The following is a 24,650-nucleotide window of genomic DNA, read 5'->3' as shown; positions in this document are numbered from 1 at the left end:
GCTCAATCTGCGCGTGTTACATAACTTCGCCTGGACCGAGGGGCGGAGGTGCCATGGCAAATGACGCGAGCAGGTCGAGCCGAGGACTACATGAATTCGCGGACAAACTGGCCCGCGCTCTGCAAGGCACGGCGGCCGGCGCTCAGTTCCGCATTCCAGACCGGCCAGGCATGGATCATATGCGGCCAGACCTCGAGGCGGACCTTGACGTCTGCCGCGCCGGCGGCTTCCGCGAGCCGCGCTGCATCCGAGAGCAGCGTCTCGGCGGAGCCAACCTGGATCAGCATCGGCGGAAACGCTTTGAGATCGGCAAACAGCGGCGAGATCAGCGGATCGCGCCGGTCGATCCCATCCGGAACATAGGCTGCCGCCAGTTCCTCCAGATAGGCCCGGTGGATGATCGGGTCGGTCCCATCCTTGCTCGACAGCGTCGCGCCGGACATCGACAGGTCCGTCCAGGGAGAAACCAGCCACAGGCAGCGCGGCAAGCGCTCGCCCGCCGCGCGCAACCTGCCGGCCAAAGAGAGGCTGAGATTGCCGCCGGCGCTGTCGCCGCCAACGACGATGCGATCCGGCGCGATGCCCTGCCCGGCAAGGAAGCGCCATGCGGCCAGCGCGTCTTCGTGCTGCGCCGGGAACGGATGTTCGGGCGCGCGTCGATAGTCGATGGCGAGCGTGCGCACCCCCATCGCGCGGCCGGCCTCGGTCACCATTCGGCGATGACTCTTGATCGAGCCGGAGCAGTAGCCGCCGCCGTGGAAGAAGAGCAGGACCTTGTCCTTGTCGGAGCCAGGCGCCAGCGACCACTCCGCCGCGAGGCCGTCGATGACCACCGCCTCGCATCGGATGTCCTGCGCAACCGGCCAGCCCGAACCGACCTCGTCGAGCCGCGCCCGGCGCTCGTCCCAGCCCACCGGTCGCGGCCTTGACGCCAGCAAGGCGCGGATGGCGGCGATCTCGGCCAGATCGCGGTGTTCGCCCCCGTCGTCCATTCTCCCTCCTCCGCTCAGTACCAGTTTAGCGACAGATCCGACGCGAAAGAAAATGGTGAAAGCTGTCGGAAACGGCGCCGGCCGGTCGTCCTTTGGGCAGAACCCAAGAACCAAACCATAAGACGATCGTTGAGATCATGCACGCCGTCATACAACCCGGAGCCTTCCGATGACCCCCACCATCACAGCCTTCGAACGTTCGCCCGACCGCGGCCGGGGACAGGCGCGAGACATGCGCGTTCGCTGGGCGCTCGAGGAGGTCGGCCAGGCTTATCACGTTGCCTGGTCTCGTTCCGCGAGATGAGAGAGCCGGCGCATCGCGCGCTGCAGCCTTTCGGGCAAATCCCGACCTATGAGGAAGGCGGCCTCGCTTTGTTCGAGACGGGCGCGATCGTGCTGCATATCGCCGAGCGCCATGCCGGGCTGCTGCCTCAGGATGCGCATGGCCGGGCGCGCGCGGTCACCTGGATGTTCGCCGCGCTCAGCACGCTGGAGCCGCCGATCCTCGATCGCGAAACTGCAAAGCTGGTGGAGCGCGACCAGCCCTGGCACGAGCAGCGCCTGCCGCTGGTCGAGGATCGCATCCGCAAGCGGCTGGGCGAATTGTCCGCCCGCCTCGGCGATGCCGACTGGCTCGATGGCGGCTTCAGCGCCGGCGACCTGATGATGGTGATGGTGTTGCGGCGGCTGAACGGATCGGGCCTGCTGGAGGAGTACCCGAACCTTGCCGCCTATGTCGCGCGCGGCGAAGCACGGCCTGCGTTCAAGCGGGCTTTTGAGGCGCAACTGGCGGTCTTTACCGGCGCCACGAACGGCTGACGGGGGCTCCTCGCCGAGGAATCCGATGCTAATTGCCGGCCGCGGGCGGTTGGCTGGCGCCATCCGCCTCGCATGTCTTCGTGTGGAACAGTCTGGCGAGTTCCGCGCGAACGCTGAGTGAAACCGGCTATGTGGATGAAACGGCAGTCCGATTTTGGCCAAGAACAACACGCCTGAACAGCCACAGGATGACCGGGCAAACCAGCAGCATCACGGCACCAAAGTCGAGAGCTGCGCTCGCGGTGCCAATTGACGTGGAGAGCCTTCCTCCAATTGTCGTTCCTACCGGCATCCCGGCATAGAAAACCGTAAAGAAAATTCCCATTCCGATCGACCGCGTCTTTCGCTCGAGCACACGCGCAGGAAGGCTCATGATCGCACCGGCCGGCAGGCCGCAAACGATCCCCAGCGCAATTACGGTAGGGAGCACTGGCCCGCTTTGCGACAGGATCAACGTTAGCATCGCAAAGGCTATACTGCCCGTAACAACGATTGCTTCGCCGCGTTTGGTCTGATCAGCAAGGACGCCCCCGAGGGGCACGGAAATCACAGCGAGCCAGAGCACGATACTGATAGCTGATCCAGCTGCGGCAATGGACCAGTGTCGCTCACCGAGCATCGACGGTCCAAAGCTAAAGATCATTGAAAAACCGATATTGTAGAGACACCAGATTCCACCGGCCGCGACCAAGGCATAAATCGTTTCTGGGGTCAGACTGCCGCGCTCGCTTTCAACGAAGGCGGCCGTCTCCGGCGCGCGATAGACAACCGCCATGACGCCCAGTGCGATCAAGATCCACATTTCGACAGCAAGGTGGACAAGGTGAAGCCCGAATGTCAGTCCGATCCATGGCAACAGCATGAGCGAGATTGCAATGCCTACCGGCCACGAGTTGACGAAGATGGCCATCGCGGTGGCGATTTCGCGACCCGCGAACCAATCTGCGACCATCTTGGTCATGAGAACGCTCAAGAGAATACCGCCGGTCCCGGCAATCAACCTGCCCGCGATTTGCAAGCCCCATGAGGTCGACGACGCCATTAGCAATTCGCCTGCGAGCATCGCCAGAAGCCCAGCGAGCACGGTCGCCTTGTCGCCATAACGGCGGCCGATCGTGCCACCGGGAAGCGCAAGCAGGACGCCCGGCGCGAAATAGAGCCCAATAAGGATACCGATATCGGCCAGGCTCACGCCGAGACCTTGACTGAGCTGCGGCGCGACGGCCCCCACGCTTCCAAACTGGAAGGCGAAGGCAGCACGTGCGACAAACAAAACAGCAAGAATGGTCCAGCGGCTTCGCACTTGGATCCTCCCGACCGCCGATGGTGCGCGGCCTGTTTTTATATTAGCAATATCATATATGCTTTCGCCAGCCATGTTCACACAAAGGGGTTGGCGCCGCGCAGGATAGTGGGCTCGCCCGACCCCTATGTCCGGCAATTCGCCGATGGACTATCTGAATCGACCGACATGGCACGGCGCCAGCAAAACCCTATTGTGTTTGTGTGAAGCTGGAAGCCAAGCGGGAGCCGTACCCATGACCCTGACCAATCGCGACATCGTCGAGCTGACGGAATGGCGCCGCAAGCTGCACCGGCAGCCGGAAATCTCCAACGAGGAGGAGAAGACGGCAAAAGAGGTCGTCGCCTTCCTGGCCGATACCGGGCCGGACAGGGTGTTGACCGGACTGGGCGGGCATGGCGTCGCGGCGGTCTATGACAGCGGGCAGGCCGGGCCCACCGTGCTGTTCCGCTCGGAGCTCGACGCGCTGCCGATCGAGGAGCTTTCGGGCGTCGCGCATGCATCCCAGGTGCCGGGCAAGTCGCATATGTGCGGCCATGACGGGCACACAGCGATCCTGGCCGCGCTCGGCCGGCTGTTCGGCCGTGAGAGGCCGGCGCGCGGGCGCGTGGTGCTGATGTTCCAGCCGGCGGAGGAGACCGGCAATGGGGCCGCCGGCGTCGTCGCCGACCCGCGCTTTTCCGAAATCGCGCCGGACTTCGCCTTCTCGCTGCACAATCTGCCGGGCGTGCCGTTCGGCGAAGTGCGCGTCAAGCCCGGCGTGGTCAACTGCGCCTCGCGCGGCATGCGCATCATGCTCGACGGCAAGACCGCGCATTCCTCCATGCCGGAGACCGGCACCTCGCCGATGCCGGCGGTGAGCCAGCTGATGCCGCAGCTGCCCGGTCTCGGGCGCGGCACCTTCGCCGACGATGATTTCGGCATGGTCACCGTCACTCACTGCGCGATGGGCGAAGCGGTGTTCGGAATCGCGCCCGGCTACGCCGAGGTCTGGGCGACGCTGCGCACCCGGCGCGACGAGCGCATGGCGGAGCTGGTCGCGGCCGCGGAAGCGCTTGCCGCAAAGGTCGCCGCCGCGCATGGCCTGTCCGTGCGCTGCGACTATCACGAGATATTCGTCGCCAGCGTCAACGCGCCCGATGCCGTTGAGCATCTCAACCGGGCGCTGGACGAGGAAGGTGTCACGCGCGGCGAGGAAGCCCTGCCGATGCGCGCCTCCGAAGATTTCGGCATCTTCGGCCACAATGCCAGGTCGGCGATGTTCTTCCTCGGCGCCGGCGAGCGCCATCCTTCGCTGCACAACCCGGACTACGATTTTCCCGACGATCTGATCCCGATCGGCTCGAGGATCTTCATGCGCACGGCGCGCAATCTTTTGGGGTGAGCGGCTCGACCATGCCGGGTCGCCTGCGGTCAGCCATCACTCCTCCGGCAAGCCCGCAAATCGCATCTGTTCGATCCAGCGGTCGAGACTTCCGGGAGCGGTCCATATCTTCTCCCACTCCCTGCGTTCTTTACTGATGGATTCGTCGGGAGTGCTCTGGAGGAAAACCGCAAGCGCTTGCCTTGCCTCTCGCTTGTTTCCCAGACAAGCGTGGATGCCGGCAAGCATGCGGTGAGCGCCGCTCGGGATTCTGGACATTCTTCGCATCGCCGCCAGTGCGGCCGCGCAATCGTTTTTTTCCCAGAGCGCCCAGCCCATCTGCCAGTTGAAGTCGTCTGGGTAGAAAGGATCGATGCCCATGGCCTGCTTGATCCGATCGATCGCTTCGTCTGTCCGGCCAATATAGAGTAGCACATCCGTGCTGCGGACCAGGAAATCCGGGTTGCTGGGGTTCAGGGCGATTGCCTGATCGTAGCGGGCAAGGGCCTGCTCGACCTCGCCGGCTTCGGTATGGATGCTGGCGCGGATATTATGCGCTTCAGCATCATCGGGAGCGAGCAGGATGGCCTTGTCGGCGTATTCGGCCGCGCGCTTCAACGCCTCGTCACGGTTCGATTCCTGATCGTTCCAGCCGAACATCGCATCGTTGCGATAGGACCAGGCCAGCCCGATATAGCCGAACTGCGAGTTCGGATCCTCTTCGATCGCCTTGAGGTTCAGTTGCCGAAACAGCTTGTTCCTCGCGGCCGAGAAGTCCTCCCGGATCTCGGCAATCCCCATCAGATGATAGTGCAGCGCGCTGACCCTGGCGGCACCGCTCTGCGGCAAGGGGCGTTCGATCCTGCGCCCGACCCTTTCCGCGAGCGTGCGGATGATTTCCTCCTGGACGACGAAAAGATCGCCGATCTCGCGGTTGTAGCTGTTGGCCCAGACATGCGATCCATCATGCGCCTTCAGCAGTTGGGCCGTCACTTTCAGCCGGTTTCCGATCTTCTGCTGGCTGCCCTCAAGCAGGTAGTCGACGCCGAGTTCATCTGCGATCTGCTTGGTGTCGGTGGGCTTACCGCGGTACCTGAAACTCGAGTTCCGGGCGATGACGGCATAAGTCTTGCTTCGTGCCAGCTCGGTGATGATCCCCTCGGCAACGGCATCGCTGAGATATCCCTTATCCGCGCCGGCACTCATGTCGTCGAAGGGAAGGATCGCAATCCTGGGCATGTCGCTCGAAGAAACCGCAGCGGCTCGCCATGTTTCCGCGCCGTAGTATGCGCCGATCGCTGCCGCAACGAGAACGAGCGCAGCAAGAATCAAACTGTGTCGCGAGACCCACGTCCTGGCACGTTGCGTGCCGGCTGCGGCATTTGGGTGCGCCGCGGCCGATGGATCGGCATTCAGCCGATAGCCTCGCTTGGGGAAGGTTTCCACGATCACATGCTCGTCGTCGCCCAACGCACGGCGAATATCGGCGATGCATTGCGTAAGGCTGTCTTCGGTAACGAAGGTGTTGGGCCAGACCGCCCGCATCAAAGCATCCTTGGACACGATCTGGCCCGGCCGTGCCGCCAGTGTCGAGAGCACCTCTACGGACTGGCTGCGAAGCTCGATCGCCTTGCCTTCAGCGGTCCGCAGTTCCCTGCTTTTCGTCAGGAAGACAAAACCGCGAAACGTGATCGTTTCAGCAGGTTTCAGGTCAATTTCAGGAGCCTTTCGGGACATTTCACCCTCCTGGCGCGCTTCCTAGCTTAGCCAATTCGACCGTCGCTTCCAAGCAATCACAGCAGCACGGGATTGGAAGGAGGAAGACATGAAGCAACAGGCTCATCATCGCGCTCGCTCTTCTTTTGGCAGCGCAAATGGCTGCAAAAGCGGATTCCCGCATCGCGAAACTCCGCGGCCCCGACCATGTCAGGGAGATTAGGGGATAGCGATGGATCAGTTCCTTTTAATTACCCTTCTGTTAAATCTTGACGGCACTGTAGTAGCCGGCAATCGTGAAAACGGCTTTCCTCCCAAGGTGTTGAGTTCAGAATCCGAATGCAAATATCTGAAACGTCAATATGAATTTATCGGACCTCCTGTTGGCCTTAAGTATCTCTCAACCGCTTACATCTGCGAAAGGAAACAAACAACTATCGCTTCTGGCGACAATGCTCAGACGACATCCATCACAACCCCGGCGTTGCGGCGGTATCGCTAACCCTCATTCGGCGTTGGGAGGCAGCTACTCGATCCGCTCCAGCAGCCTTTCAACCGCGCCGACCACCTGGCGCGGTTGCACCGGTTTTTCCAGCCGCTCGATGTGACTGAACGCCTGCGGTATGACGTCCTGGTCGTAGCCGGTGATGAAGACGAAGGGGATGCCCTGCTCGCTCAAGGTCTCGGGCAGGTTGAACGAGGCGCCCTGGCCGAGATTGATGTCGATTATGGCTGCGTCCGGTCGCCGCTCGCGCAATTCGGCCTGCGCGTCGTCTTCGGTCGGGCACGGGCCGATGATTTCGGCGCCGGCCCCCTGAAGTGCGCGCGCAGTGTCGGTCGCAAGATAGTACTCGTCCTCGACCACCAGAATGGTGCGGCCGCTCAGATTCTGTTCGCCGGTCATGTCGAGCGCTCCTCCGAACACGGTTGCTGGCTGGGGGCTCCGGTCTCCAGGATGCTGGCGCCGTTCTTGAGCGGAAACTCCAGATGGCACCGAGCGCCATCGGCTCCGATCGTCAGCTTGCCTTTGCCGTTCAACTCATAAGGTGTGCGGCCCTCGATCGGTTCCGTGCCGAAGCCGTGCCGGCGGGGCCTGTCGGCCGGCTGCTGGGGGGCGCCCGTCTCGATCCAGTCGAACGAGAGCCAGTTGCCCGCTCTGGCGGCGCTCGAAGTCGGGATTCACCTCACGGCAGACAAGGTCGGGCTCGTCGCCGGCGTCGACAAGTCCGGTAATCGCCACACCTTGTTCAAGGCAGGAGAAGTGCCGTAGTCAAGCACGGAACGGGCGAAATGCGAAGCGCGAACGCAATCTGCGGTCCCGCTGTCCTGGCGGGATCGCCGTCGCGATGCGGGGTTGCCAGATCAGCTCCTGCGACCGTCGCGGCACATTGATTGGCGCGCGCAATCCGCGGCCTGGCCCCGCCGGGTCAGAGTTGGTTTCGGCAAACTGCAATCAAGGCGCGCGCCCGCCCGCAGCCGCCGGCTTGCGGCCGCCGGCTCGCACCGCGACGTGCGGGCGCCACCCTTCAGGTCTTGATGTCGGCGACCACCGTGCCCGAGACGGGATCGGTGACGCCGAGCCCGCCGCCGAGATCCTCCAGCATGTCGCGGAACGTGTCGAGCAGGCCGATCATCTGCGGCCGGGCCGCCACGATGTTGTCCATGTCGTTCCATTCACCGACGAAGCAGAAGGTCCGCTCGCCGGTCTTGATGAGAGCGCCCTTGCGGAAGCCGGCGGCGTCGAGGGCAACCTTCTCGTGGGCATCGATGAATGCCTGCTCCTTGCCCGGCTTGGTGCGGAACCGGACGACGTTGTAAGCGGTCATGCCTTCCTCCCATCAATTTGCCAAATGCCGCTTGGCCTACCTACGGACGGGCCTCGAGGACCATGTTGAACTGCGTCTCGGCGGCGCGGCGGAAGCGGGTGAAACCGCCGCTGGCCACGACCTTGCGCAGCCTCGCCTCGCCGGCCTGGGCGCCGAGCCCCAGTCCTACGTCCTGGGAAAGCGAGGCCGGCGTACAGACGAAGGTCGAGGCGGCGTAGTAGATGCGGCCGACCGGATTGAGATTAGCCGAAAGCTGGTCATGGGCAAAGGGCTCGAGGTGCCGTCCGGCTTGAGCGCCTGAGGCACGTGTTTGGCCGCACCAGCCGGATCGCCCATGTCATGCAGGCAATCGAAGAAGGCGACGAGATCGTACTTGCCCGGGAAAGCCTTGGCTGGCGCCACCTCGAAGCGCGTGTTGGCGGCGACGCCCGCCTGCTTCATCGCCGAATTCTCGGCCAGCCAGCCCGGCGTCTGCCACCGGCTCGTCGTCGACCCCGAGATCGTGCGCGAGGTGTCGCTGGTGCCGGTCGCCGACCGGCTGCCCTCCCCCGCCATCTCGGCCTTCGCCAAGGCGGTGATGGAAAATGACTGGCAGATGGCGCTGGACGCCGCGAACCGGGCGGCGCTCTAGCCCCCGGCCGCGCCGCCCTGGCCGGGCCAAGCTGTCAGGTAGGCAGGACACGGGCAATCACATCTTCGTGTCCATGTAACGGACCGGAATGCGCCCCGAAGTCCCGAATGGGGCAACCATGCCCCTTCAAAAATGGGAGTATGCGGAATGCATTCGATCAAGCTAGTTGTCATCGCCGGCGCCGTCGGCCTTTGCGCCTCGCAGGCATTCGCCGAGGACACGATGGGCACGATGACGATGATGAAGGGCGGGCAAGTGACGGCGATCATGCCCGACGGGCACATGGGCACCATGATGCCGGACGCCAAAACCAGCGCCGAAATGATGAAAACGGCCAAGCCGATCAAGCATTGCATGATGATGATGACCGACGCCAAAGGCAAAGCCTACATGATCGACACGTCGACCAAGAAGGCGCAGGCCGAATGTGAAAAAATGGCGATGTGAAACGTCCTCGACGTCGGAGCGAAGCCTTCCCGCCGGCGCCTCCCGCCGGCGGGATGTCCGACCTGCCCCCGCTTTCGAGGCTTGGATCGGCGTTCCTTCCCCTCTGGGCCTGACTGCGCGGCGACTGCGCGGGGTTGATCGGCTGCAAGAGTGTGCTAGGCCGGGCCGATCATCACGGAACCCGACATGGCAGGCTTATCGCGCAAACACCCAATGCTGCGGCGCTCGCGGGCGATGTGGGCCTCACGGCGCGTCTGGCAGCCGCGGCTGGTGTTCTGGGCGGGCGCGATCTCGATCGGTCTGATCAGCGTGCTGTTCGCGATTCTGGCCGACTGGGCACAGGCGCTGTTCCACGCGCTCGTCGGGGCGCATGACGGCTGGCGCTTCTACCTGCCGCTTGTCATGACGCCGCTCGGCTTCGTGCTCTGCGCCTGGCTCGCCTACGCATTCTTTCCCGGATCGCAGGGCAGCGGCATTCCGCAGGCGATTGCCGCGCGCCATCTGCGCGACGAGGAGGACCGCAGCCACATACTTTCGCTGCGTCTGGTGGTGGGCAAGATCGCGCTCACCGTCATCGGCCTCTTCAGCGGCGCCTCGATCGGCCGCGAGGGGCCGACCGTGCAGGTCGGCGCCTCGCTGATGCTGCAGGCGGCGCGCTGGGGCGGCATCGCGCAGGCGCGCGGCCTGATCCTTGCAGGTTCGGCGGCCGGCATAGCGGCCGCCTTCAACACGCCGCTTGCCGGCATCGTGTTCGCCATCGAGGAGATGGGCCGAGCCTATGAGGCGCGCACCAACGGGCTGGTGCTGACGGCGGTGATCCTCGCCGGGCTCGCCTCGATGGGGCTGCTCGGCAACTACACCTATTTCGGCGTCGCCAGAGACACTGTGGCCTTCGGCAGCGAATGGCCGCTGGTGCTGGCCTGCGGCATCATCGGCGGCGGCGTCGGCGCGTTGTTCTCGCTGCTGGCGCTGAAGGCGACGCGGCGCATACGGCGCTGGAACGCGCTGCAGCCGCTGTGGCGAACGCTGGTCGTTGCGGGTATTTGCGGCCTGGCGGTGGCCATGGTCGGTCTCGCGTCGGGGGGCCTCACCTTCGGCACCGGCTATGCGCAGGCGCGCGGCGCCATCGAGGGCGCGCCGCTGCCGCCATTCTTCTTCATCGCGAAATTCGCCGCCGGCCTGCTCTCCATGGTCTCGGGCATCCCGGGCGGGATCTTCGCGCCGTCGCTCGCCGTCGGCGCGGGCCTCGGCAGCACGCTCGGGCTGATGCTCGGCGCCGCCACCGGCACCGCCGCCCTGCTCGGCATGGCCGGCTATTTCGCCGGCGTCGTGCAGGCGCCGACGACGGCCTTCGTGATCATCCTGGAAATGACCGGCAACCACGACAACGTCATCGCACTGATGTGCGCGGCGGTGCTTGGCTACGGCACGGCGCGGCTGATCTCCAACGAGCCGCTCTACCATGCGCTGTCGCGAGTGTTCGTCGCCGAAGGGATCCGGCGGCGGAGATCGCGGGGCGTCGAGGCGTAGCGGAGAAGCTGCCGCTGCCGGCTGCCGGGCTGCAGACCCCGGCTGGACCGGCACCTGCGAGACTTCCTATGCCAGCAGAGCCCGTTCCGGCTTGAGCATCATCAGCGCGCCCACGAGCGCGAACAGCGCAATGACGGCAACGCGGCCGACGAGCGCTCGGCGGTCGCCGGCGAGCGCGCCGAGATCGCTGCGGGAGGCGTCGGCGATGGCGGCCTGGACCTTCTTTTGCCAGGGCCGCACGAAGCGGCGGTTGACCACCATCATGGCGGCGATCAGCGCGAAGGAGAGCAGCAGCCAGGGCGTCAGCAGCGACCAGCCGCCGAGATAGAGAAGCGCGATGCCGGCCAGCATGCCGATCATGGCGACCACATTGGCGGAGCGGCTGGTACCGAGCGCGAAGCGCGCCATCTTCGCATCGCCGCCGGTGCCGGCGAACAGCAGCAGTTCGGCCGCCAGGAACAGCACGACGGCTGCCATCATGGCGAAGGCGTGGATATCGAGAACGCTTGTATAGAGCATGATGCTGTCTCCGATTTGCCGGCCTCGGTGACCCGTTTCGGCCAGATGCCGATGGCCGCTTGCAATGCTTGGGTGAATATGTGACGGTTTCGTCACATTTTGTATTCGCTTTTGGAGCGCGCTGCGGCGCGACTGGCTAAATGGATGTGACGCAACGCAAATTTCCGCGGCAGGAGCGTGCGAGGGCCACCGTGGAGGCGATTATCCAGGCCGCGGCTCAGCTTTTGACCGATATCGGATTCGAGGGCCTGACCACCGCCAGGGTTGCCGAGCGGGCCGGCGTCAGCGTCGGCTCGCTCTACCAGTATTTCCCCAACAAGCAGGGCTTGGCGGCGGCGCTGGTCGACCACCATGCCGAGAAATTCTCGGCGGCATTCAGCCAGACGGTGGAGGCGAGCGGGCACGGCACGCTGGCGGAAACCGTCGAGGCCATGATCGAGGTGGCGATGGCCGCCCATCCGCAAGATCCGAAGCTGTACCGGGCGCTGAACGAGCTGGCGCCGCGCTATCGCGCGGAAAAGGTCCAGGAAGTCGGCAGCCGGATCGCCGCGATCATCAAGGAGCAGCTTGCGCGCCACCGGCACGAGATTGCGCCCGACCTCGATCTCGGCGATGCGGCGGCGCTGATCGAGATCCTGCTCGAAAACGTCATTCATCGCGCCATCGAGCGCCACCCGGTCAGTGTTTCAGGCGAGCGCGCGATGGACCAGTGCCGCAGGATGATCATGGCCTATCTGACGAGCGGTCAACGCCATGCCGCCTAAGGACGGAGCGCATCGCGATTTCTTCGCGCGCGACGCCGTCGTGGTGGCGCGCGCATTGATCGGCGCGCGGCTGGGGCTTGACGGCGTCGGCGGCATCATCGTCGAAACCGAGGCCTACCGTCCCGACGATCCGGCCTCGCACAGCTATCGCGGCCGCACGCCCCGCAACGCGGCGATGTATGGCGCCCCCGGCACCGCCTATGTCTACCGCTCCTACGGAATCCACTGGTGCCTGAATGCCGTTTGCCTGCCGGGCAGCGCGGTGCTGATCCGCGCGATCCAGCCCGAATTCGGCTTGGCCGCGATGCGGGCGAACCGGGGCACCGATGACGACCGGCTGCTGTGCTCGGGTCCAGGCAAGCTCTGCCAGGCGCTCGCTGTCGACGGCTCGCATAACGGCCTGCTGCTGAGCGCGCCGCCCTTCGAATTCGCCCGCTCGGAGACCGACGCGGCGGCGATCCTCACCGGACGCAGGATCGGGATCAGCAAAGGCGTGGAGGCCGACTGGCGCTTCGGCATCGGCGGCTCGCCCTATCTCAGCCGCAAGCTCTAAGCGGCCTGCCCGCCGATTGCCGCGAGGCCACGGCGCGACCGGGGCCAGGACCGCGATCATACATCCGACAAATCCGGGCGCGCTTTCCGCCGCTTGGAGATGGCCCGCCACAAGGCAGCTTCGTTTGTCGTGCCGTCATCGAAAGCGCGGATGACTTCGCCAGCCAATTGTTCGCGCTGTTCCCGGTCCTTTCGCGCCAGCCGGCGTTCCTCGCACAGCCGATTGAACACACGTTGGAGCAAAGCCAGATCGGCCGGCTCGTACACACCACCGTAGCGCGACAATGACATTGCCGCCGCCCTCAAACGCGGCTTTCGAATTATCGCACATCATGGGCTTGACGCGAAGAAGATCATACTGCCAGGGCGGCAGCGAGTTCGAAGCCCTCGATGAGATGCTCTATGTCCTGCGCCCTCTCGAATTCGATGCCGCTTTGCAAATGCTCTATCGGCGAAAAGCCGGGGTCGGTTCTGCGAATGTGCATCACACATTCCCGCGCGCCGGCCCTGTCGCCCGAGCGCGCCAGCGCGGCCGCAAGCATCGACCACCGCCGCGGCCCGTAAGGCAGGCGCTGTACCGTTGCTGCGGCGCCGGCATAGTCGTGGGCGGCATAGAGCGCGATGCCCCGATCGCAGTGGTACCAATCGGCATGGAGAGGATTTGCGGCAATCGCCCTGTCCATCAACTCCAGCCCCTCGCGCGGCCGCCCTCGCAGGCACAGGACATGGCCGAGCTGCATCATCGTGTCGGCATCGTTGGGATTGATGTCGAGCGCGCGCCGCATGTGGTGCTCGGCCGCCTCGTGGTCGCGCGCGGCAAGCCGCGCTTGCGCCAGGATGCGGTGGCAGCGGGGCTCGTCCGGCGCCAGCGTCACGGCGAGCGCTGCACGGTCGACGCAGCTTGCGATGACATGCGCCGGCGCGCTTCCGTAGTCGGCTATCGCCAGCTCCACCAGTGCCATATAGGCATGGGCGAGCCCATAGTCGGGGTCGCGTGAAACCGCCGCCTTGAGCAGCTTCAGGGCCTCGGCATTGTCGTCGGGACGATAGCCGCGGAACCGCACGATTGCTCGGGTCACCAGTTCGTAGGCCGCAAGGTCCTGCGTCGGCTTGCCGGCGCTGCGCCGCAAGGCGGCCGCCTCCAGGTTCGACACCAGCCGGTTCACGACACGGTGGGCGATGTCATCCTGGACGGCGAACAGGTCGGGCCCCGCCGCCGTGTAGCTCTCGCCCCAGATCAGCGTTCCGGCCTGCGCGTCGACAAGCTTGGCGCTGATCCTGAGCTGTCCGCCATCCCTGATGACGGTCCCGCGCACGAAAAAGTCCGGCCGCAGCGCGATGGCCGGACCGCTGCCCTGCGCCTGCCGGAACGCCGCGAGAGCCGTTTCCCGGTTGAGGATCGTCAGCGTGTGGAAGCGGGCGAGCCTGTCCGCGACGTCCTCCGCGAAGGCGCTGCTGAGGGCATCCGACGTCTCGCCGGGCGCGCGGCCGTCCTCGAACGGCACCACCGCCACGACCGGCTGTGAGCAGTGCTGCTTGTGGCTGGGAGCCGAAAGCAGGTAGCCGCGCTTGGGCACGGCCTTCAGGATCGCCTGGTCGCCGTCGTCGAGCGCCTTCCTGATGTCGCGCACGGCCTGCGTGAGGGAATCCTCGGTGACGGCGATGCCGCCCCAGACCGCTGAGATCAGGTCGGACTTGGTGACGACCTTGCCGTCGTTCCGCGCCAGATAGGAAAGCAGGCTGAACGCCTTTGAACGCAGGGGAACCGCTGCCCCGTCCCTGAGCAGCAGTCCGCGCTCCAGGTCAAGCTGGCAGGCGCCAAGTTGCAAAACTCCCTGCGAAGCGGATTCCGCCATGGACCAGCGACCTGCCCTTGCGCAACATCCAGTCGCCTATTCGCCTACCATTCCACGCCGGGGTCAAGATGTCCGTTGGACTGGCCCGCTGCAGCCGGCCGCTGTCACCCTTCAGCTCCATGGCGGCGATCTCGAGCATTTCGGTCAGCACGCCGGGCGGCGCGTAGCCGGGACTGACCATTCCGCCGGCGACGAGCTCGAGGAGTTCCTGGCGTGCGCGGTAGCGGGCTTGATCGTCGAACATGGCTGCCTCCGAATATCAGAGCAGCATGCCCGACATTGCTCGCGCCGTACCGACGAAGTTCTGAAATTCTGCTGAAATCAGGAGGTTGCACGGTGCAGGTGACGCGCCCCGGCGTTCCTTTCAGCCCCGCCTCGCGCGGCGACGCATGCTGCGGCAAACTGAGCCGCCGGCTCTCCCGCCGTGGCCCTCTCCTTGTGAACAGCGGCGTTCTGTGCTCTCTCCGGCCTAAAATTAGGAGAGGCTTGCGGATGAGAATTGCAATGGTCGTCGCGCTGAGCGCGGCGGTGGCTGGATGCGCGAGTTCTCCGGTCAGTTACGAAGCCTCGCTTTCGCGGCAGGACGCGAAATGGGCGTCGCCGGAATGCCAGCAAGCCCGCATGGATGCCTCGAACTACGAGACTCGCGAGAAAGAGCACCCCGGCTGGGGTTTCGGCGTGATGCTCGGCCCCTACAGCATGGGGCTGGTAGCGGCCGTTAAAGAGCACGAGCGGCAGCAGCGAAAGCGGTTCGCCCGTGAGGTGCACCTGAAATGCTCCAGCCTGCCGCTGCCGAAGGCGTTGGAGAGCGACAGCCGGGACGAGGTGAAGCAGACGAAATATCCGTGAGTTTCACAACCCGCCCAGCTTCAGGACGAGGCTGAAGCAATTCTTGCCCTCCAGGCAAGCCGCATCGGATCGCCAGGATCATAGTCCCAGCCAGATGCTGTGGCTTTCACCGATGCTTAGCGACGAAGTCTTTGCAGTCAGGCGACAATTGGTCGACCCTGCTTTCCAGGTCGCATTTGCCTATCGGCTTCGTGGGGCAAAACCGCATGTAGTCACGACGACACGCCTTGCCTTCGAAAATCCTGAAACTTCTTACCTGCATCTGGTTGGTTGCGTTGGCCGGACTGGGTACAATTCCGGTTCCCGTATCCAGCGCGCCATCCCGGCCCGCGCCCTTGCCGCCTCCGCCACCTTTCGCGGACGCAACGCCATCAAAGGCGACGCAAATGACACTTGCACTCAGCGTGGAAAGCAATGCGCGACGTGTCATAGACATTGTTCAATCTCCTCTCCACTTTCGCGACATTTATTCGGACGAGACAGAACCGAGGTGGCGGAAACGGAAGGGCAATCTCACCTGCTTGGACGCCATTGCCGACAAGGCATGTTGTGCCGTCACTCCCGACCACATTTTCTGAACGGGGTTCGCGAACTTGGGAGCCTCCATCTGCGCGATGCATGCAGTCGTCACCTTGCGCCGAGGATTTGCCAGGAAATCGGCGGTCACCTTCGACCCGCATGGATCGGAATCTATGACGTCGTGTCCGATTCCGCGGAAAACAACCACTTGCCCGAAAGGAAGCGTTTGGGCCGCGTGATTTGCCCACACGGTTGGCGTTGCCGGATCATACTCGCCCGACAACAGAAGCGTTGGTATGTCGGTGCGGCGCGGCGGCGGCTGAGATGCTGCCCCGTGCTCAAGAGCCCAAACGGGGCACGCCCAGGAATAGTCGTCCGATTGAACCCATTTTGCCCAGTATTGATCGTTCTTGTCGCTCAGATCAGGCATATTGTTGTCGGAACAAGTGACGGAGAAATCCATTCCCTGGGAAATCTCCAGATCGTCCGGCTCGAACAATATATCGGCCAGAGGCCTGAAATCCTGTTCATATGTTCTCTCGATCAGCTCCGGCAGCGACAGGATCGCATCGCGATCATAGAGCATGCCGAAAATGATATCCAAGAACTCTGCGCCAGACACATATGTGTATTTGGCATCCTGGCCAGAACTTCGTAAAAGTAGCGGCTGCCGATCCAATTGCCTGGCGATAACCTGAACGGCCTTTGACAGGTCTTTCATACAGCTATTTTCTTTTTGGCAATCCCGCTCCAGCAATTTGAGCGAACGCTCCAGATTTGGACCGTCCTCGCTTAGATAGTTGATGTCCAACGGAACAACTGAATCCAATATGCTCGCGGAGACGCCTTCAGGGTGCTGATTCATCACCTCAAGCGCGAGTCTGGTACCGTAAGAGATACCATACAGAACCCACTTTTCTATCCCGAGAGCGTTGCGGAGATCATTGATATCCTCGGCGTTTTCCTCAGTATTGTAGGCGTCGAGATCGATCCCCTTGGCGACCAACGCGGTCCTGCACGCGACAAGCTCTTTCTTCTGGAAGCTGCCAAAGTTGTTGTCGGCCGCGACGCTTTTCAGAATGGCGTTCCAGTGATCAGGCTCAAAATATTGCGAACAGTCCAGGGTCGGAGCCGACTTTCCAATCCCGCGCTGATCGACAACGACAACCCGGCGCCCAATCATCCAGCTTTGAGCACCGATGAATTCCCACCATCCGTCAATGTCTTCCCTGTTGCTTATGTCGGCGGGCTGACCCGGCCCCCCCGTGAGAAACACAATGGGCTCGTGGCGCTCGCGTTCCGGCTCGAAGACGATTGCCGACAGGGTGACCTGGTTGCCGGTCTTTTTCTTGCGGTTTTCAGGCACGCTGAGCACGCCGCACGTCATTGTGCGGTCCGGCGGAACCTCAAACCAACAGGGAGTGTTCTTGAACTCCCCCGCATACAATTTCCCGCCCCCCGCGCAAAGCAGAAGCGCAACCGCGGAGATCGCGAGCAATAGAAACCGGTCCAGCTTGATATACGGATGTGAAAAACAGGTCGGCATCTGGCCCTCGTCTATCAAGAGAGGCCTGCGATCATCGATCGCTTACCGAACAGGCTTAGCCACCAGCGCTGTTACGCACAGCTCGCCGCATGCCCCGAGCCGGGTGCGAAGCGGCGCAGAAATAACATCACGTCTGGTGCCAGAGCTTACCAGCGAAAGCTTTGCAGGTGCATGCCGACTGTTCGCTCATGCTCTGGAGAGCGCTTTGTCGATCAGTGCCATTTGGCACGGCCGCTTGCCATCACGGCTGCATACTGGAAGCTGTTGACGCCTTGTTCTCGCCCCTCACTTGGTGATCCCAAGATTATGAAATATTAGTGTATTCTAATGCATGTCTTGAGGCAAGTCGAATAAGCAGCAGGATTGCAGTCGCAGGTTCGATTTGAGTCGTGCAGAAGCCACAAACGTGACCCCGGTTCGAGCGGTCCCGCGAGCCCTGGCATCAGTCGAGTGCCCACGATGCTTCCTTGCGTCCTCAGCGGGCCACGGCGGCCATAGACCCGGTCCTTCTTCGGACCGCCGACATTCAGGATCGTGCGCAGCGCTTCGGCATGCTGCTGGGGCCTGGTGCATTCGTCACAGGTGCCGAGACGCGGATAGCCGCCGGCGACGGAAGATCAACTGATGAGGACAGGCCCGTGCGTCGCCGCGCAGGCATAGGTGAGGATCGCCACGCCCGTTTCGGTCGTGGCCTGGCTCGACAATCTCAACTTCGACAGAGCAGACCCGGTCTCGAAAAGGCGGAGCCCCTCGCCCAGGATCAGCGGATGCATCATCAGCACCACTTCCTCGACGAGCGCATCCCGCATCAGCGAGCGCAGCAGGCTGCCGCTGCCGAACAGGATCAGCGGCCGGTCGTGGCTCTGCTTCAGCCGGCGCACCGTCTCCACGGCTTCGCCGGCCAGCAGCGTGGAATTGTCCCAGCGAAGCTCATAGCCGGCATCGCGGGAGGCCACGAACTTCCGCACGGTGGTGAGCGCCTGCGTCATCGGGCTGGAGGGCTGCCTCACGGCCCAGCCCTCATAAAGGTCTTCATAGGTGATCCTGCCGGCAAGCAGCGACCATCCGCCGATCATGTAGCGGCCGATGACTTCCTGCATCCTCGCGTCGTTGCCGGCGTTGGACCAGCCGCCATGCGCGAAACCGTTGCGGGTATCTTCGTCGGCGCGCGCGGGAGCCTGATACACGCCGTCGAGTGTCATATGCTCGATGGCCACGATGCTGGTCATCGCTCCCGCTTCCATGCGGCAAGCAGTGGACCATCGCCGCCATAGACCGGATCCTTCGCCGGACGGCCGACTTTCGGGATCGTTCGCAGCGCCTCGGCGTGCTGCTCGGGCCTGGTGCATTCGTCATAGGTGCCGGAGCGCGGATAGGCGCCGACGACGAAAAAGTCGCCGGATGCCGAGAGCCGCTGATGCCCGGTGCCGGCCGGCAGGATCGCCACGTCGCCGGCCTTCAGCGACAGCGCCCGGCCCTTGTCGCCGCCGAAGCGCACCTTGGCGGTTCCGCGCGCGACGCCCAGCACCTCGTGGATGCGCGAATGATAATGGACATAATCGTAGATGCCGTCGCGCCAGCTGTCGCCCCAGCCATTGGCGTCGAAAAGCTCCTCGAAGACCGCCGCCGGATCGAGGCCGTCCGGCAGCTTGACGGCGCCGCGATAGACGATCAGCGGCCAGGAGGGATGATTGGGCACGAGGCCGTCATCCTTGAAGCGAAAGGCGTTCGCCTTGCGCTCGCGCAGGCAGCCGTCGAGCCGCGCCTTGCCCGGCCTTGCGATGCCGGTGACCTTCTCCGCCGCCTTCTTCATCCTCTCGACGATGCTCAAGGCCGGATCCTCCAACAGCGATGGAGCGGCCGCCCAACATCCATCGGCCGCAGATCGAATTCAACCTGCGGCGGCGCCGGTGGTTCCGAAGATGGCGTCGCGAGCAGCCATGGCGCATCGAAACTTCAGACTCCAACCCGGCAATTGGCAGGCCGAATGCTGCCCGTGACCGCGCGGGCGGCTTGCATGAGGGCGCGGTGACGAGCAAGCTGCAAGTGGCTTGAGGGCCTGCGCAGGCGTCGACTGCGGCGCCGGAAAACTTCGACGCGGGGCCTCCGAGGAGGTCGCATATGCGGGCGTTGCGCTTTTGGACGATCGGTTTCGCGACGGTGCTGCCGCCGGCCCTGGGCGTCTTCGCCATCATCGCCTCTGGCAATGCAGCCAACAGCGCGGACCTCTATCGACTGTGCCGCGAGCTGCGGAATGACGATACGATCCGGCCCTATTCGCACGAGCTTTACGACGGCACGCTCAAGGCGCTCAAAAAGCTCATGCCCGACGCCAGGACCACGCCGGACGAGTCGCAGCTGCAGACGCAGGCCAACTATCGCTGCATGGACGGCAAGGTCCTGGTCTGCGTCGTCGGCGCCAACCTGCCCTGCGCCAGGATGAACGCGGCGCGCGACAATCCCGGCGCGGACGCCTTCTGCAAGGCCAATCCGAACGACGACGTCGTGCCGGCCTTCGCGACGGGGCACGACGCCGTCTACTCCTACAAATGTCAAGGCGGCAAGGCAGTGGTGACCGGCGAGACGTGGCCGCTCGACAAGCGCGGCTTTGCCAGGACGCTGTGGGCCGTGGTTCCGGAGCGGTGAGCATCGGCTGGCGATGCAAGCCGACGCTGCAGATCTGAAATCCGCAACCATGCTGAAGGGCGGCGACAAGACGCAAGATCGAGCGAAGGCGTTCACCGCGGCGAAGCGTCGTGTATTTCCCGCAGCGCGGCGGGGCCGTCCGCCGGGCTCGGCCTGGCGCTGGCGTCGCGGCGGCTGCTGTGGTCGAGATAGAGCCCGGTCGCTTCTATTGTCTTATCGCGAGAGCAGTCGAGACATCTTGAGCCGCGGCGCGAAGAAGCAGCGCAGATATGGCTGATTGGTTATGACGTAGGTGTTCTCGCAGATATGATACTGCTCGTCCGGCGATTCCTGCACACGCTCACGCGGGATGTGGAAACCATCGGGCAGATAGTTGTAGCCGCCGTCGATCCTGGACTGCACCGAAGACTGAGGTATGGGGCGGCAATCAGTCCCGCCGCAGCACTTGAAATGCGTTATCGGATCGACCTTGTTTTCGTACCAGTCATGGGCGTTCGCGCCTGTCGCGGCGGCAATGCACATGGCCGTGAAGATGAACCTTCGCATGGCATCCCTCGAGTAGGCAGAGGCGCTGCTCGCTCGAACCATGATGTATATTAGCGTTTCTTCGGAAATGCCATTGGCCTGCGAATGGCCAACGCGGCGCGCAAGCGACGCTCAACCACCTACATGATGCAGGATGGGCTCATGCAATGCCACCCAGAGCCTGACGTGCGTCAGACCGATCCTGCATCGCCGACGACAAATTCATGTCAGCTTCACAAATCCGTTGCGGTGGTTTCGTACCATGAAGGAGGGGGCTTTGTTTTGAGGCCACTCTCTGGGAGAGGATGAAAAAATGTCCAAGACCACCGGCAAGACCGAAACGATCGAGAACGTCGAATCCGTCAGCTTCGATCCGTCCAAGGCCACCGAGCAGGTTCGCGCCGTCGCCGAACAGGGCGTCGAGCAGGCGAAGGAGGCCTTTTCCAAATTGCAATCGGACGCCGAGACCACTCAGAAGGCGCTTGAGTCGAGCTTTGAGCTGGCCAAGACAAGCCGCAACGAGGTGTCGCTGAAGACGATTGCCGCTCTGCGAGCCAATACCGAAGCCGGCTTCACACATCTCGAAGCACTGGTTGCCGCGAAATCACCCTCCGAGTTCCTGGAACTGCAGTCCGCCTTCCTCAACAAGCAGATCGAAACCTCCATCGAGCAGGCCAAAACCTTGCAGGCCTTGATGCTGAGAGCTGCCGAGGACGTGTCGAAGCCGATCAAGGATGCTTTCGAGAAGGTCTTGAGGGACCTCAAGGCGGCTTGACCGCTCAGGCCATCCGCGAGCGGAGGCCTGTATCCTCCGCTCGCCGCACCAAAAAAGACCGGCGCCGGTCTTCTTCCGTTCGGTTGGGTTTGTGATGCGAAACGTTCGGCGGCGCCGCCCTCCGGGCCGTCATCGACAAGAGGCTCGATGCGTCGGCGCTCCAATGCGTGCTTCGAGTGCTCCTGACCAAAGAGCCATGTTCTACTCCATTTGAGGTATGCCTCCGCAGGGACAGCCATGCAAGCATGTGCTAATAAGGGCGTTTCGGGAGGATGCCATGCCGTCCTTGAGGTGGGCTGCCATTGCCGCGCTTGCCGCGACTCTCAACAATGCAACACCGACGATGGCCGCCGAAGCAGTGGGCCAGGCAGTCCTGATCAAGACTTCCGTTACCGGCGCAACCGGACCGCTGGTGGTCAGCGCGCCCGTTCATCGGGACGAGCGCATCAGGACCTCCAACACCGGGCTTGGCCAATTCGTGTTCCTGGATGGCACCAAGCTGGCGGTAGGCTGGGGTTCTTCCGTCGTCATCGACAAGTACGTTTTCAACGATGAGAAGTCGGTGAAAACCCTCACCATCCGCGCTGCCAAGGGAACGTTTCGCTGGATAAGCGGAAGCTCGCCTTCATCCGCCTACCGGATCGTGACGCCTGCAGGCACGATAGGCGTGCGGGGAACCGCATTCGATGTCCACGTCGCGCCCAACGGCAAGACCGCCGTCGTGCTCCTGAAAGGGTCGGCCAAATTCTGCAGCGGCGGCGGATGCAGGGAACTGAAGCGGCGCTGCGATTGCGTGGTCGCCACGCCTTCAGGCGCAATGACCGACGTTATCAAGGTCAATCGATCTGTGCTCACCACACTCGGCACCCCGCGGGCGTTGCCGTTTCTAACCGGTACCCAGCAGCTTTCGGGAACCTTTGCCGGGATCGGCGGAAGTTGCGGGCTTGCCGCCGCCATTCAGCAGGACAAGGCGGAGCCGCACGCACCGGCGGCCAGTCCACCCAGTCCTGGCACGCCCGATCCACCAAGCCCGCCGGACCCGCCGGACCCGCCTGCGGATGACGGCAACAACGGCCATGGCAATGATCCGGGTAAGCATGATCCGAGCAATCCCGGAAAATCCGAGGGCCCTGGGAAAAAATAGGGCAAAGGCCGGCGGCGGCGACGGCAGCAGCAGCAGATCGCCGCTCCTTTCCTTGGTATGCGACGGTCAGGAACCGGAGCCGAATTGTTGCTCCGCATAGCCGGCATTCGCTTCCACCGCCGTTCCCGCCCCCTGGGCGAGAAAGTCACCCGGTCTGCGCGCTATCCGGGCATAGAAGTCCTGCAGGCCTGCCGGCAAGCCCGCGGCCTTGGCTTTGGCCGCCGCTATGATCTTTCGGCTGCCCGGAGAGCGCGAATGCAGCGCCTCGAGGAGCTTGCCGTGGACAAGCCGCAATTCCGCAAAATCCGGCGACGACGCAACATGTTCATCGCCGACGACGGCATTGATTCTGGTCCTCGCGCTTTTTCCCTTGAGCTCCAGCGATCCCGCTTCGAGCAGGGCCCAGCCTGTCAGCGATCGTGCCGTGTCGTCGGACGCGAGGATGTCGAAATTCACCGTCTTGCACGCCGTCTCGATGCGCGCCGCGGTGTTCACCGCGTCGCCAACAGCGGAATAGTTGAAGCGCGACTCCGCACCCATGTTCCCGACGCAGGCGATGCCGGTATGGATTCCGATGCCGACGCGAACCGTCTGCCCTGGCCCGAAGCCGAATGCATCGCTTTCGTTGAGGCGAGCAATCGTCTCACGCATGGCCAATGCCGCGCGAACGGCCTTGGCAGGATGATCCGCGACATCGATCGGGGCATTCCAGAAGGCCATGATCGAATCGCCGATGAACTTGTCGAGCGTGCCTTCGTTGGCGGTGACATGACGGCTGAGCGCGTCGAGAAGCGTGTTCAGAAACCGCACGACCGCGGTTGGCGGCAGTGTCTCGCTGATCTCGGTGAAGTTTCGCACATCGACGAACATAACGGTCAGTTCGCGGTCGTCTCCGCCAAGACGAAGCGCGTTGCGCGTATGTTCGATGCGGTAGAGAAGCGATGGCGACAAATATTGCCCGAAGGCCCGCCGGATCGCGCGCCGCTCCCGGTCAGTCACCAGGAAGCGGAAGGAGGTTGTCGCGAAATGCGTGATCGTGCCCATGACGATCGGCGCAAACGGGTCGAACAGCTGTCCCGCAAGCGAAAAGGCAAGCCATGATGCGACGAGCGCAAGGCCCGTGATCGCCAGGCCGCAGGCGAGCGCGATCGCGGGGCTTACGAAAATCGTGAGAGCCACCAGAAGGCTGCCCAGCGTCGCGATGGACGCGATTTCCAGCCCGTTCGCCCAGTCGGGCCGCGACAGATAGTGGCCGGACAGCACCTGCTCGACGATCTGGGCGTGGATAGAGACGCCCGGCACGTTCTCGCCGAGCGCCGTGACACGAATATCCTGCAGGCCGGCGGCGGAGGTGCCGACAAACACGATGCTGCCCTCGATCGCGGCCCTTGTTTCGGGCGAGACGCCGTCGGGTGCGAGCACGTCCTTGGCGGAAACATACCGTTCCGCCCGGTCGGGACTGACATAGAGCCAGAGTTCGCCGGCCGAGGTCACCGGGATGACGAAGTCGCCGATCTTGACGGAGGTCATTATGCCCTGCCGATCCGGCGCACCGGCAATGAGGTAGGTGGAGGCGCCCTGCGCCACCCTTATGGCTTCCAGGGCAAGATCGGGATAAAGCTGCTCGCCATCACTCAGGAAGAGTGGGGCTGCCCTGACCACGGCGGTCGATCTGCCCGGATTGAGGCTGATATGTCCGATGCCGGCGGCATTGGCCTCAAGCTGCGGCCGCAGCGGTGTGGCTGCCCTGATATGGGGAGGAGCATCGACCGGGCTCTCGCCGGTAAAGGCAATGCCGGCCTTCACTTGCGGCCGATAGTTCCCTTCGTTGGAGATGCCGTAGCCCAGGATAACCGGCTTGCCGGCGATCGAGCGGGCGAAGATTTCGTCGTTGTCGGGCAGGCGCTCGAGCAAGGCCGGATCGATGCCTGGCACGTCGCGCACAACGCGGCGAGGCGACAGACGGTCGGGCTCGGCGAACAGGATGTCGAATGCGATGGCCGCCGCACCGAGCTCGGTCAGTTTCTCGACCAGGGCCGCCATGCGATCCCTGGGCCACGGCCACTGCCCGAACTTCTGCAACGACGCCTCGTCGACGTCGACCACACGGACGGGCATCGACTCGAAGCTGCGAGGTGCCAGCCTCTGATACTGGTCGAACGTCGCTTCGCGGGCGAGTCTCAACGGCTGCGGGTCGCGCGCCCGGACAATGGTAAGCGCCGCGACCAGCGACAAACCCAGGATGACGCCGGCAAACTGGGCGCGTGTCACAAGCACCAGTAGCCGTGCCGCGTATCCTTCCTGCATGGCCCCGCTCCGGGAGGCAGC

The 24,650-nt window shown here is 63.7% G+C and carries 27 protein-coding genes and 2 pseudogenes; 13 read left to right on the top strand and 16 right to left on the bottom strand.

Annotated elements, in window-relative coordinates; all coding sequences use genetic code 11:
- Window positions 1-86: 86 nt before the first annotated feature.
- Window positions 87-992 carry an alpha/beta hydrolase gene (locus EN818_RS11085; RefSeq protein WP_095808893.1) on the bottom strand — a complete coding sequence of 302 codons (906 nt, stop codon included), beginning with the start codon at window positions 990-992 and terminating at the stop codon, window positions 87-89.
- A gap of 169 nt (window positions 993-1,161) precedes the next feature.
- Between EN818_RS11085 and EN818_RS11080 the strand changes: the two are divergent.
- Window positions 1,162-1,811 (top strand): annotated as a pseudogene (locus EN818_RS11080) (glutathione S-transferase family protein).
- 127 nt (window positions 1,812-1,938) lie between these two features.
- Here EN818_RS11080 and EN818_RS11075 read toward each other — a convergent pair.
- Entirely contained in the window at window positions 1,939-3,114 is a 1,176-nt protein-coding gene (locus tag EN818_RS11075; protein WP_095808955.1) for an MFS transporter, read from the bottom strand.
- A gap of 235 nt (window positions 3,115-3,349) precedes the next feature.
- Between EN818_RS11075 and EN818_RS11070 the strand changes: the two genes are divergently transcribed.
- A complete protein-coding gene (locus EN818_RS11070; protein ID WP_095808892.1) occupies window positions 3,350-4,498 on the top strand; it encodes an amidohydrolase in 1,149 nt (382 codons plus the stop codon).
- A gap of 36 nt (window positions 4,499-4,534) precedes the next feature.
- Here EN818_RS11070 and EN818_RS11065 read toward each other — a convergent pair whose 3' ends face one another.
- A complete protein-coding gene (locus tag EN818_RS11065) occupies window positions 4,535-6,214 on the bottom strand; it encodes a winged helix-turn-helix domain-containing protein (protein WP_095808891.1) in 1,680 nt (559 codons plus the stop codon).
- Window positions 6,215-6,425: 211 nt separating this feature from the next.
- Between EN818_RS11065 and EN818_RS11060 the strand changes: the two genes are divergently transcribed.
- A complete protein-coding gene (locus tag EN818_RS11060) occupies window positions 6,426-6,695 on the top strand; it encodes a hypothetical protein (RefSeq protein WP_135904471.1) in 270 nt (89 codons plus the stop codon).
- A gap of 24 nt (window positions 6,696-6,719) precedes the next feature.
- On the opposite strand, the gene EN818_RS33610 is transcribed toward EN818_RS11060, so the two are convergent.
- Window positions 6,720-7,097 carry a response regulator gene (locus EN818_RS33610; protein ID WP_165349872.1) on the bottom strand — a complete coding sequence of 126 codons (378 nt, stop codon included), beginning with the start codon at window positions 7,095-7,097 and terminating at the stop codon, window positions 6,720-6,722.
- Window positions 7,098-7,262: 165 nt separating this feature from the next.
- On the opposite strand from EN818_RS33610, the gene EN818_RS33605 reads away from it, so the two are divergent.
- Window positions 7,263-7,463, top strand: coding sequence for a hypothetical protein (locus tag EN818_RS33605; protein WP_245420630.1), 201 nt, complete (start codon window positions 7,263-7,265; stop codon window positions 7,461-7,463).
- A 256-nt stretch (window positions 7,464-7,719) separates the two neighbouring features.
- Here the strand turns inward: EN818_RS33605 and EN818_RS11050 are convergent, their stop codons facing one another.
- Complete coding sequence (locus EN818_RS11050; protein WP_095808890.1) at window positions 7,720-8,019, bottom strand: DUF718 domain-containing protein; 300 nt, start codon at window positions 8,017-8,019, stop codon at window positions 7,720-7,722.
- 40 nt (window positions 8,020-8,059) lie between these two features.
- Window positions 8,060-8,403, bottom strand: a pseudogene (locus EN818_RS33600) (SAM-dependent methyltransferase); the annotation flags it as partial.
- Between EN818_RS33600 and EN818_RS11040 the strand changes: the two are divergent.
- The 3 genes from EN818_RS11040 (at window position 8,393) to EN818_RS11030 (ending at window position 10,627) form a co-directional block, all read left to right on the top strand.
- Window positions 8,393-8,650 (top strand): hypothetical protein, encoded by a 258-nt coding sequence (locus EN818_RS11040; RefSeq protein WP_245420644.1) that lies wholly within the window; start codon window positions 8,393-8,395, stop codon window positions 8,648-8,650. The pseudogene EN818_RS33600 and the gene EN818_RS11040 overlap by 11 nt on opposite strands.
- Window positions 8,651-8,797: 147 nt before the next feature.
- Window positions 8,798-9,097, top strand: a complete 300-nt coding sequence (locus tag EN818_RS11035) for a hypothetical protein (protein ID WP_095808889.1) — start codon at window positions 8,798-8,800, stop codon at window positions 9,095-9,097.
- 186 nt (window positions 9,098-9,283) lie between these two features.
- Window positions 9,284-10,627 carry a chloride channel protein gene (locus EN818_RS11030; RefSeq protein WP_135904468.1) on the top strand — a complete coding sequence of 448 codons (1,344 nt, stop codon included), beginning with the start codon at window positions 9,284-9,286 and terminating at the stop codon, window positions 10,625-10,627.
- A 66-nt stretch (window positions 10,628-10,693) separates the two neighbouring features.
- Here the strand turns inward: EN818_RS11030 and EN818_RS11025 are convergent, their stop codons facing one another.
- A complete protein-coding gene (locus EN818_RS11025) occupies window positions 10,694-11,146 on the bottom strand; it encodes a hypothetical protein (protein WP_135904466.1) in 453 nt (150 codons plus the stop codon).
- A 146-nt stretch (window positions 11,147-11,292) separates the two neighbouring features.
- Between EN818_RS11025 and EN818_RS11020 the strand changes: the two genes are divergently transcribed.
- The gene (locus tag EN818_RS11020) at window positions 11,293-11,910 is read left to right on the top strand and encodes a TetR/AcrR family transcriptional regulator (RefSeq protein ID WP_165349873.1); all 618 of its coding nucleotides are present in this window, start codon (window positions 11,293-11,295) and stop codon (window positions 11,908-11,910) included.
- Window positions 11,900-12,463: a DNA-3-methyladenine glycosylase gene (locus EN818_RS11015; protein WP_095808885.1), complete on the top strand. Its 564-nt coding sequence runs from the start codon at window positions 11,900-11,902 to the stop codon at window positions 12,461-12,463. The genes EN818_RS11020 and EN818_RS11015 overlap by 11 nt, the downstream gene beginning before the upstream one ends.
- A 56-nt stretch (window positions 12,464-12,519) precedes the next feature.
- Here the strand turns inward: EN818_RS11015 and EN818_RS32640 are convergent, their stop codons facing one another.
- The 3 genes from EN818_RS32640 to EN818_RS11000 all read right to left on the bottom strand — a co-directional run bounded on the left by EN818_RS32640 (window position 12,520) and on the right by EN818_RS11000 (window position 14,562).
- Entirely contained in the window at window positions 12,520-12,753 is a 234-nt protein-coding gene (locus EN818_RS32640) for an RNA-binding protein (protein WP_176478471.1), read from the bottom strand.
- Window positions 12,754-12,815: 62 nt separating this feature from the next.
- Window positions 12,816-14,318 carry a winged helix-turn-helix domain-containing protein gene (locus EN818_RS11005; RefSeq protein WP_095808884.1) on the bottom strand — a complete coding sequence of 501 codons (1,503 nt, stop codon included), beginning with the start codon at window positions 14,316-14,318 and terminating at the stop codon, window positions 12,816-12,818.
- Window positions 14,266-14,562 carry a hypothetical protein gene (locus EN818_RS11000; protein WP_095808883.1) on the bottom strand — a complete coding sequence of 99 codons (297 nt, stop codon included), beginning with the start codon at window positions 14,560-14,562 and terminating at the stop codon, window positions 14,266-14,268. The genes EN818_RS11005 and EN818_RS11000 overlap by 53 nt, the downstream gene beginning before the upstream one ends.
- Before the next feature lie 248 nt (window positions 14,563-14,810).
- Between EN818_RS11000 and EN818_RS10995 the strand changes: the two genes are divergently transcribed.
- Complete coding sequence (locus EN818_RS10995; RefSeq protein WP_095808882.1) at window positions 14,811-15,167, top strand: hypothetical protein; 357 nt, start codon at window positions 14,811-14,813, stop codon at window positions 15,165-15,167.
- A 106-nt stretch (window positions 15,168-15,273) separates the two neighbouring features.
- Here EN818_RS10995 and EN818_RS10990 read toward each other — a convergent pair whose 3' ends face one another.
- The 4 genes from EN818_RS10990 to EN818_RS10975 all read right to left on the bottom strand — a co-directional run bounded on the left by EN818_RS10990 (window position 15,274) and on the right by EN818_RS10975 (window position 19,063).
- Window positions 15,274-15,603, bottom strand: coding sequence for a hypothetical protein (locus EN818_RS10990; protein WP_129552843.1), 330 nt, complete (start codon window positions 15,601-15,603; stop codon window positions 15,274-15,276).
- A gap of 30 nt (window positions 15,604-15,633) precedes the next feature.
- On the bottom strand, window positions 15,634-17,232 hold the full coding sequence (locus EN818_RS10985) for an alpha/beta hydrolase (RefSeq protein WP_129552844.1): 1,599 nt from the start codon (window positions 17,230-17,232) through the stop codon (window positions 15,634-15,636).
- A 617-nt stretch (window positions 17,233-17,849) separates the two neighbouring features.
- Window positions 17,850-18,461 (bottom strand): dihydrofolate reductase family protein, encoded by a 612-nt coding sequence (locus EN818_RS10980; protein WP_165349874.1) that lies wholly within the window; start codon window positions 18,459-18,461, stop codon window positions 17,850-17,852.
- Window positions 18,458-19,063 (bottom strand): cupin, encoded by a 606-nt coding sequence (locus tag EN818_RS10975; RefSeq protein WP_095808954.1) that lies wholly within the window; start codon window positions 19,061-19,063, stop codon window positions 18,458-18,460. Before EN818_RS10975 ends, EN818_RS10980 begins: the two co-directional genes overlap by 4 nt.
- 290 nt (window positions 19,064-19,353) lie before the next feature.
- Between EN818_RS10975 and EN818_RS10970 the strand changes: the two genes are divergently transcribed.
- The gene (locus EN818_RS10970; protein ID WP_095808878.1) at window positions 19,354-19,878 is read left to right on the top strand and encodes a hypothetical protein; all 525 of its coding nucleotides are present in this window, start codon (window positions 19,354-19,356) and stop codon (window positions 19,876-19,878) included.
- A gap of 213 nt (window positions 19,879-20,091) precedes the next feature.
- Here EN818_RS10970 and EN818_RS10965 read toward each other — a convergent pair whose 3' ends face one another.
- Entirely contained in the window at window positions 20,092-20,424 is a 333-nt protein-coding gene (locus EN818_RS10965; protein WP_129552846.1) for a hypothetical protein, read from the bottom strand.
- 292 nt (window positions 20,425-20,716) lie between these two features.
- Between EN818_RS10965 and EN818_RS10960 the strand changes: the two genes are divergently transcribed.
- Window positions 20,717-21,178, top strand: a complete 462-nt coding sequence (locus tag EN818_RS10960) for a phasin (RefSeq protein ID WP_095808876.1) — start codon at window positions 20,717-20,719, stop codon at window positions 21,176-21,178.
- Between the two features lie 277 nt (window positions 21,179-21,455).
- Complete coding sequence (locus EN818_RS10955; protein WP_095808875.1) at window positions 21,456-22,322, top strand: FecR domain-containing protein; 867 nt, start codon at window positions 21,456-21,458, stop codon at window positions 22,320-22,322.
- Between the two features lie 66 nt (window positions 22,323-22,388).
- Here EN818_RS10955 and EN818_RS10950 read toward each other — a convergent pair whose 3' ends face one another.
- Window positions 22,389-24,593, bottom strand: a complete 2,205-nt coding sequence (locus tag EN818_RS10950) for an adenylate/guanylate cyclase domain-containing protein (RefSeq protein ID WP_095808953.1) — start codon at window positions 24,591-24,593, stop codon at window positions 22,389-22,391.
- Between the last annotated feature and the right edge of the window lie 57 nt (window positions 24,594-24,650).

Origin of the sequence: Mesorhizobium sp. M3A.F.Ca.ET.175.01.1.1 (genome assembly GCF_004791945.1) — a bacterium.
Lineage (GTDB): Bacteria > Pseudomonadota > Alphaproteobacteria > Rhizobiales > Rhizobiaceae > Mesorhizobium.
This window is presented reverse-complemented; position numbering and strand designations above follow the sequence as displayed.

What these genes read in the sequence shown, in the direction of transcription:
- EN818_RS11070 (WP_095808892.1), top strand. Translation starts at nt 3,350, where the DNA reads ATGACCCTGACCAATCGCGACATCGTCGAGCTGACGGAATGGCGCCGC.
- EN818_RS11025 (WP_135904466.1), bottom strand. Translation starts at nt 11,146, where the DNA reads ATGCTCTATACAAGCGTTCTCGATATCCACGCCTTCGCCATGATGGCA.
- EN818_RS11015 (WP_095808885.1), top strand. Translation starts at nt 11,900, where the DNA reads ATGCCGCCTAAGGACGGAGCGCATCGCGATTTCTTCGCGCGCGACGCC.
- EN818_RS11030 (WP_135904468.1), top strand. Translation starts at nt 9,284, where the DNA reads ATGGCAGGCTTATCGCGCAAACACCCAATGCTGCGGCGCTCGCGGGCG.
- EN818_RS10990 (WP_129552843.1), bottom strand. Translation starts at nt 15,603, where the DNA reads ATGTCTATGACACGTCGCGCATTGCTTTCCACGCTGAGTGCAAGTGTC.
- EN818_RS10985 (WP_129552844.1), bottom strand. Translation starts at nt 17,232, where the DNA reads ATGCCGACCTGTTTTTCACATCCGTATATCAAGCTGGACCGGTTTCTA.
- EN818_RS32640 (WP_176478471.1), bottom strand. Translation starts at nt 12,753, where the DNA reads ATGTCATTGTCGCGCTACGGTGGTGTGTACGAGCCGGCCGATCTGGCT.
- EN818_RS10980 (WP_165349874.1), bottom strand. Translation starts at nt 18,461, where the DNA reads ATGACCAGCATCGTGGCCATCGAGCATATGACACTCGACGGCGTGTAT.
- EN818_RS10970 (WP_095808878.1), top strand. Translation starts at nt 19,354, where the DNA reads ATGCGGGCGTTGCGCTTTTGGACGATCGGTTTCGCGACGGTGCTGCCG.
- EN818_RS11060 (WP_135904471.1), top strand. Translation starts at nt 6,426, where the DNA reads ATGGATCAGTTCCTTTTAATTACCCTTCTGTTAAATCTTGACGGCACT.
- EN818_RS33610 (WP_165349872.1), bottom strand. Translation starts at nt 7,097, where the DNA reads ATGACCGGCGAACAGAATCTGAGCGGCCGCACCATTCTGGTGGTCGAG.
- EN818_RS10960 (WP_095808876.1), top strand. Translation starts at nt 20,717, where the DNA reads ATGTCCAAGACCACCGGCAAGACCGAAACGATCGAGAACGTCGAATCC.
- EN818_RS11085 (WP_095808893.1), bottom strand. Translation starts at nt 992, where the DNA reads ATGGACGACGGGGGCGAACACCGCGATCTGGCCGAGATCGCCGCCATC.
- EN818_RS11065 (WP_095808891.1), bottom strand. Translation starts at nt 6,214, where the DNA reads ATGTCCCGAAAGGCTCCTGAAATTGACCTGAAACCTGCTGAAACGATC.
- EN818_RS10995 (WP_095808882.1), top strand. Translation starts at nt 14,811, where the DNA reads ATGAGAATTGCAATGGTCGTCGCGCTGAGCGCGGCGGTGGCTGGATGC.
- EN818_RS11050 (WP_095808890.1), bottom strand. Translation starts at nt 8,019, where the DNA reads ATGACCGCTTACAACGTCGTCCGGTTCCGCACCAAGCCGGGCAAGGAG.
- EN818_RS10955 (WP_095808875.1), top strand. Translation starts at nt 21,456, where the DNA reads ATGCCGTCCTTGAGGTGGGCTGCCATTGCCGCGCTTGCCGCGACTCTC.
- EN818_RS10965 (WP_129552846.1), bottom strand. Translation starts at nt 20,424, where the DNA reads ATGCGAAGGTTCATCTTCACGGCCATGTGCATTGCCGCCGCGACAGGC.
- EN818_RS11005 (WP_095808884.1), bottom strand. Translation starts at nt 14,318, where the DNA reads ATGGCGGAATCCGCTTCGCAGGGAGTTTTGCAACTTGGCGCCTGCCAG.
- EN818_RS11000 (WP_095808883.1), bottom strand. Translation starts at nt 14,562, where the DNA reads ATGTTCGACGATCAAGCCCGCTACCGCGCACGCCAGGAACTCCTCGAG.
- EN818_RS11035 (WP_095808889.1), top strand. Translation starts at nt 8,798, where the DNA reads ATGCATTCGATCAAGCTAGTTGTCATCGCCGGCGCCGTCGGCCTTTGC.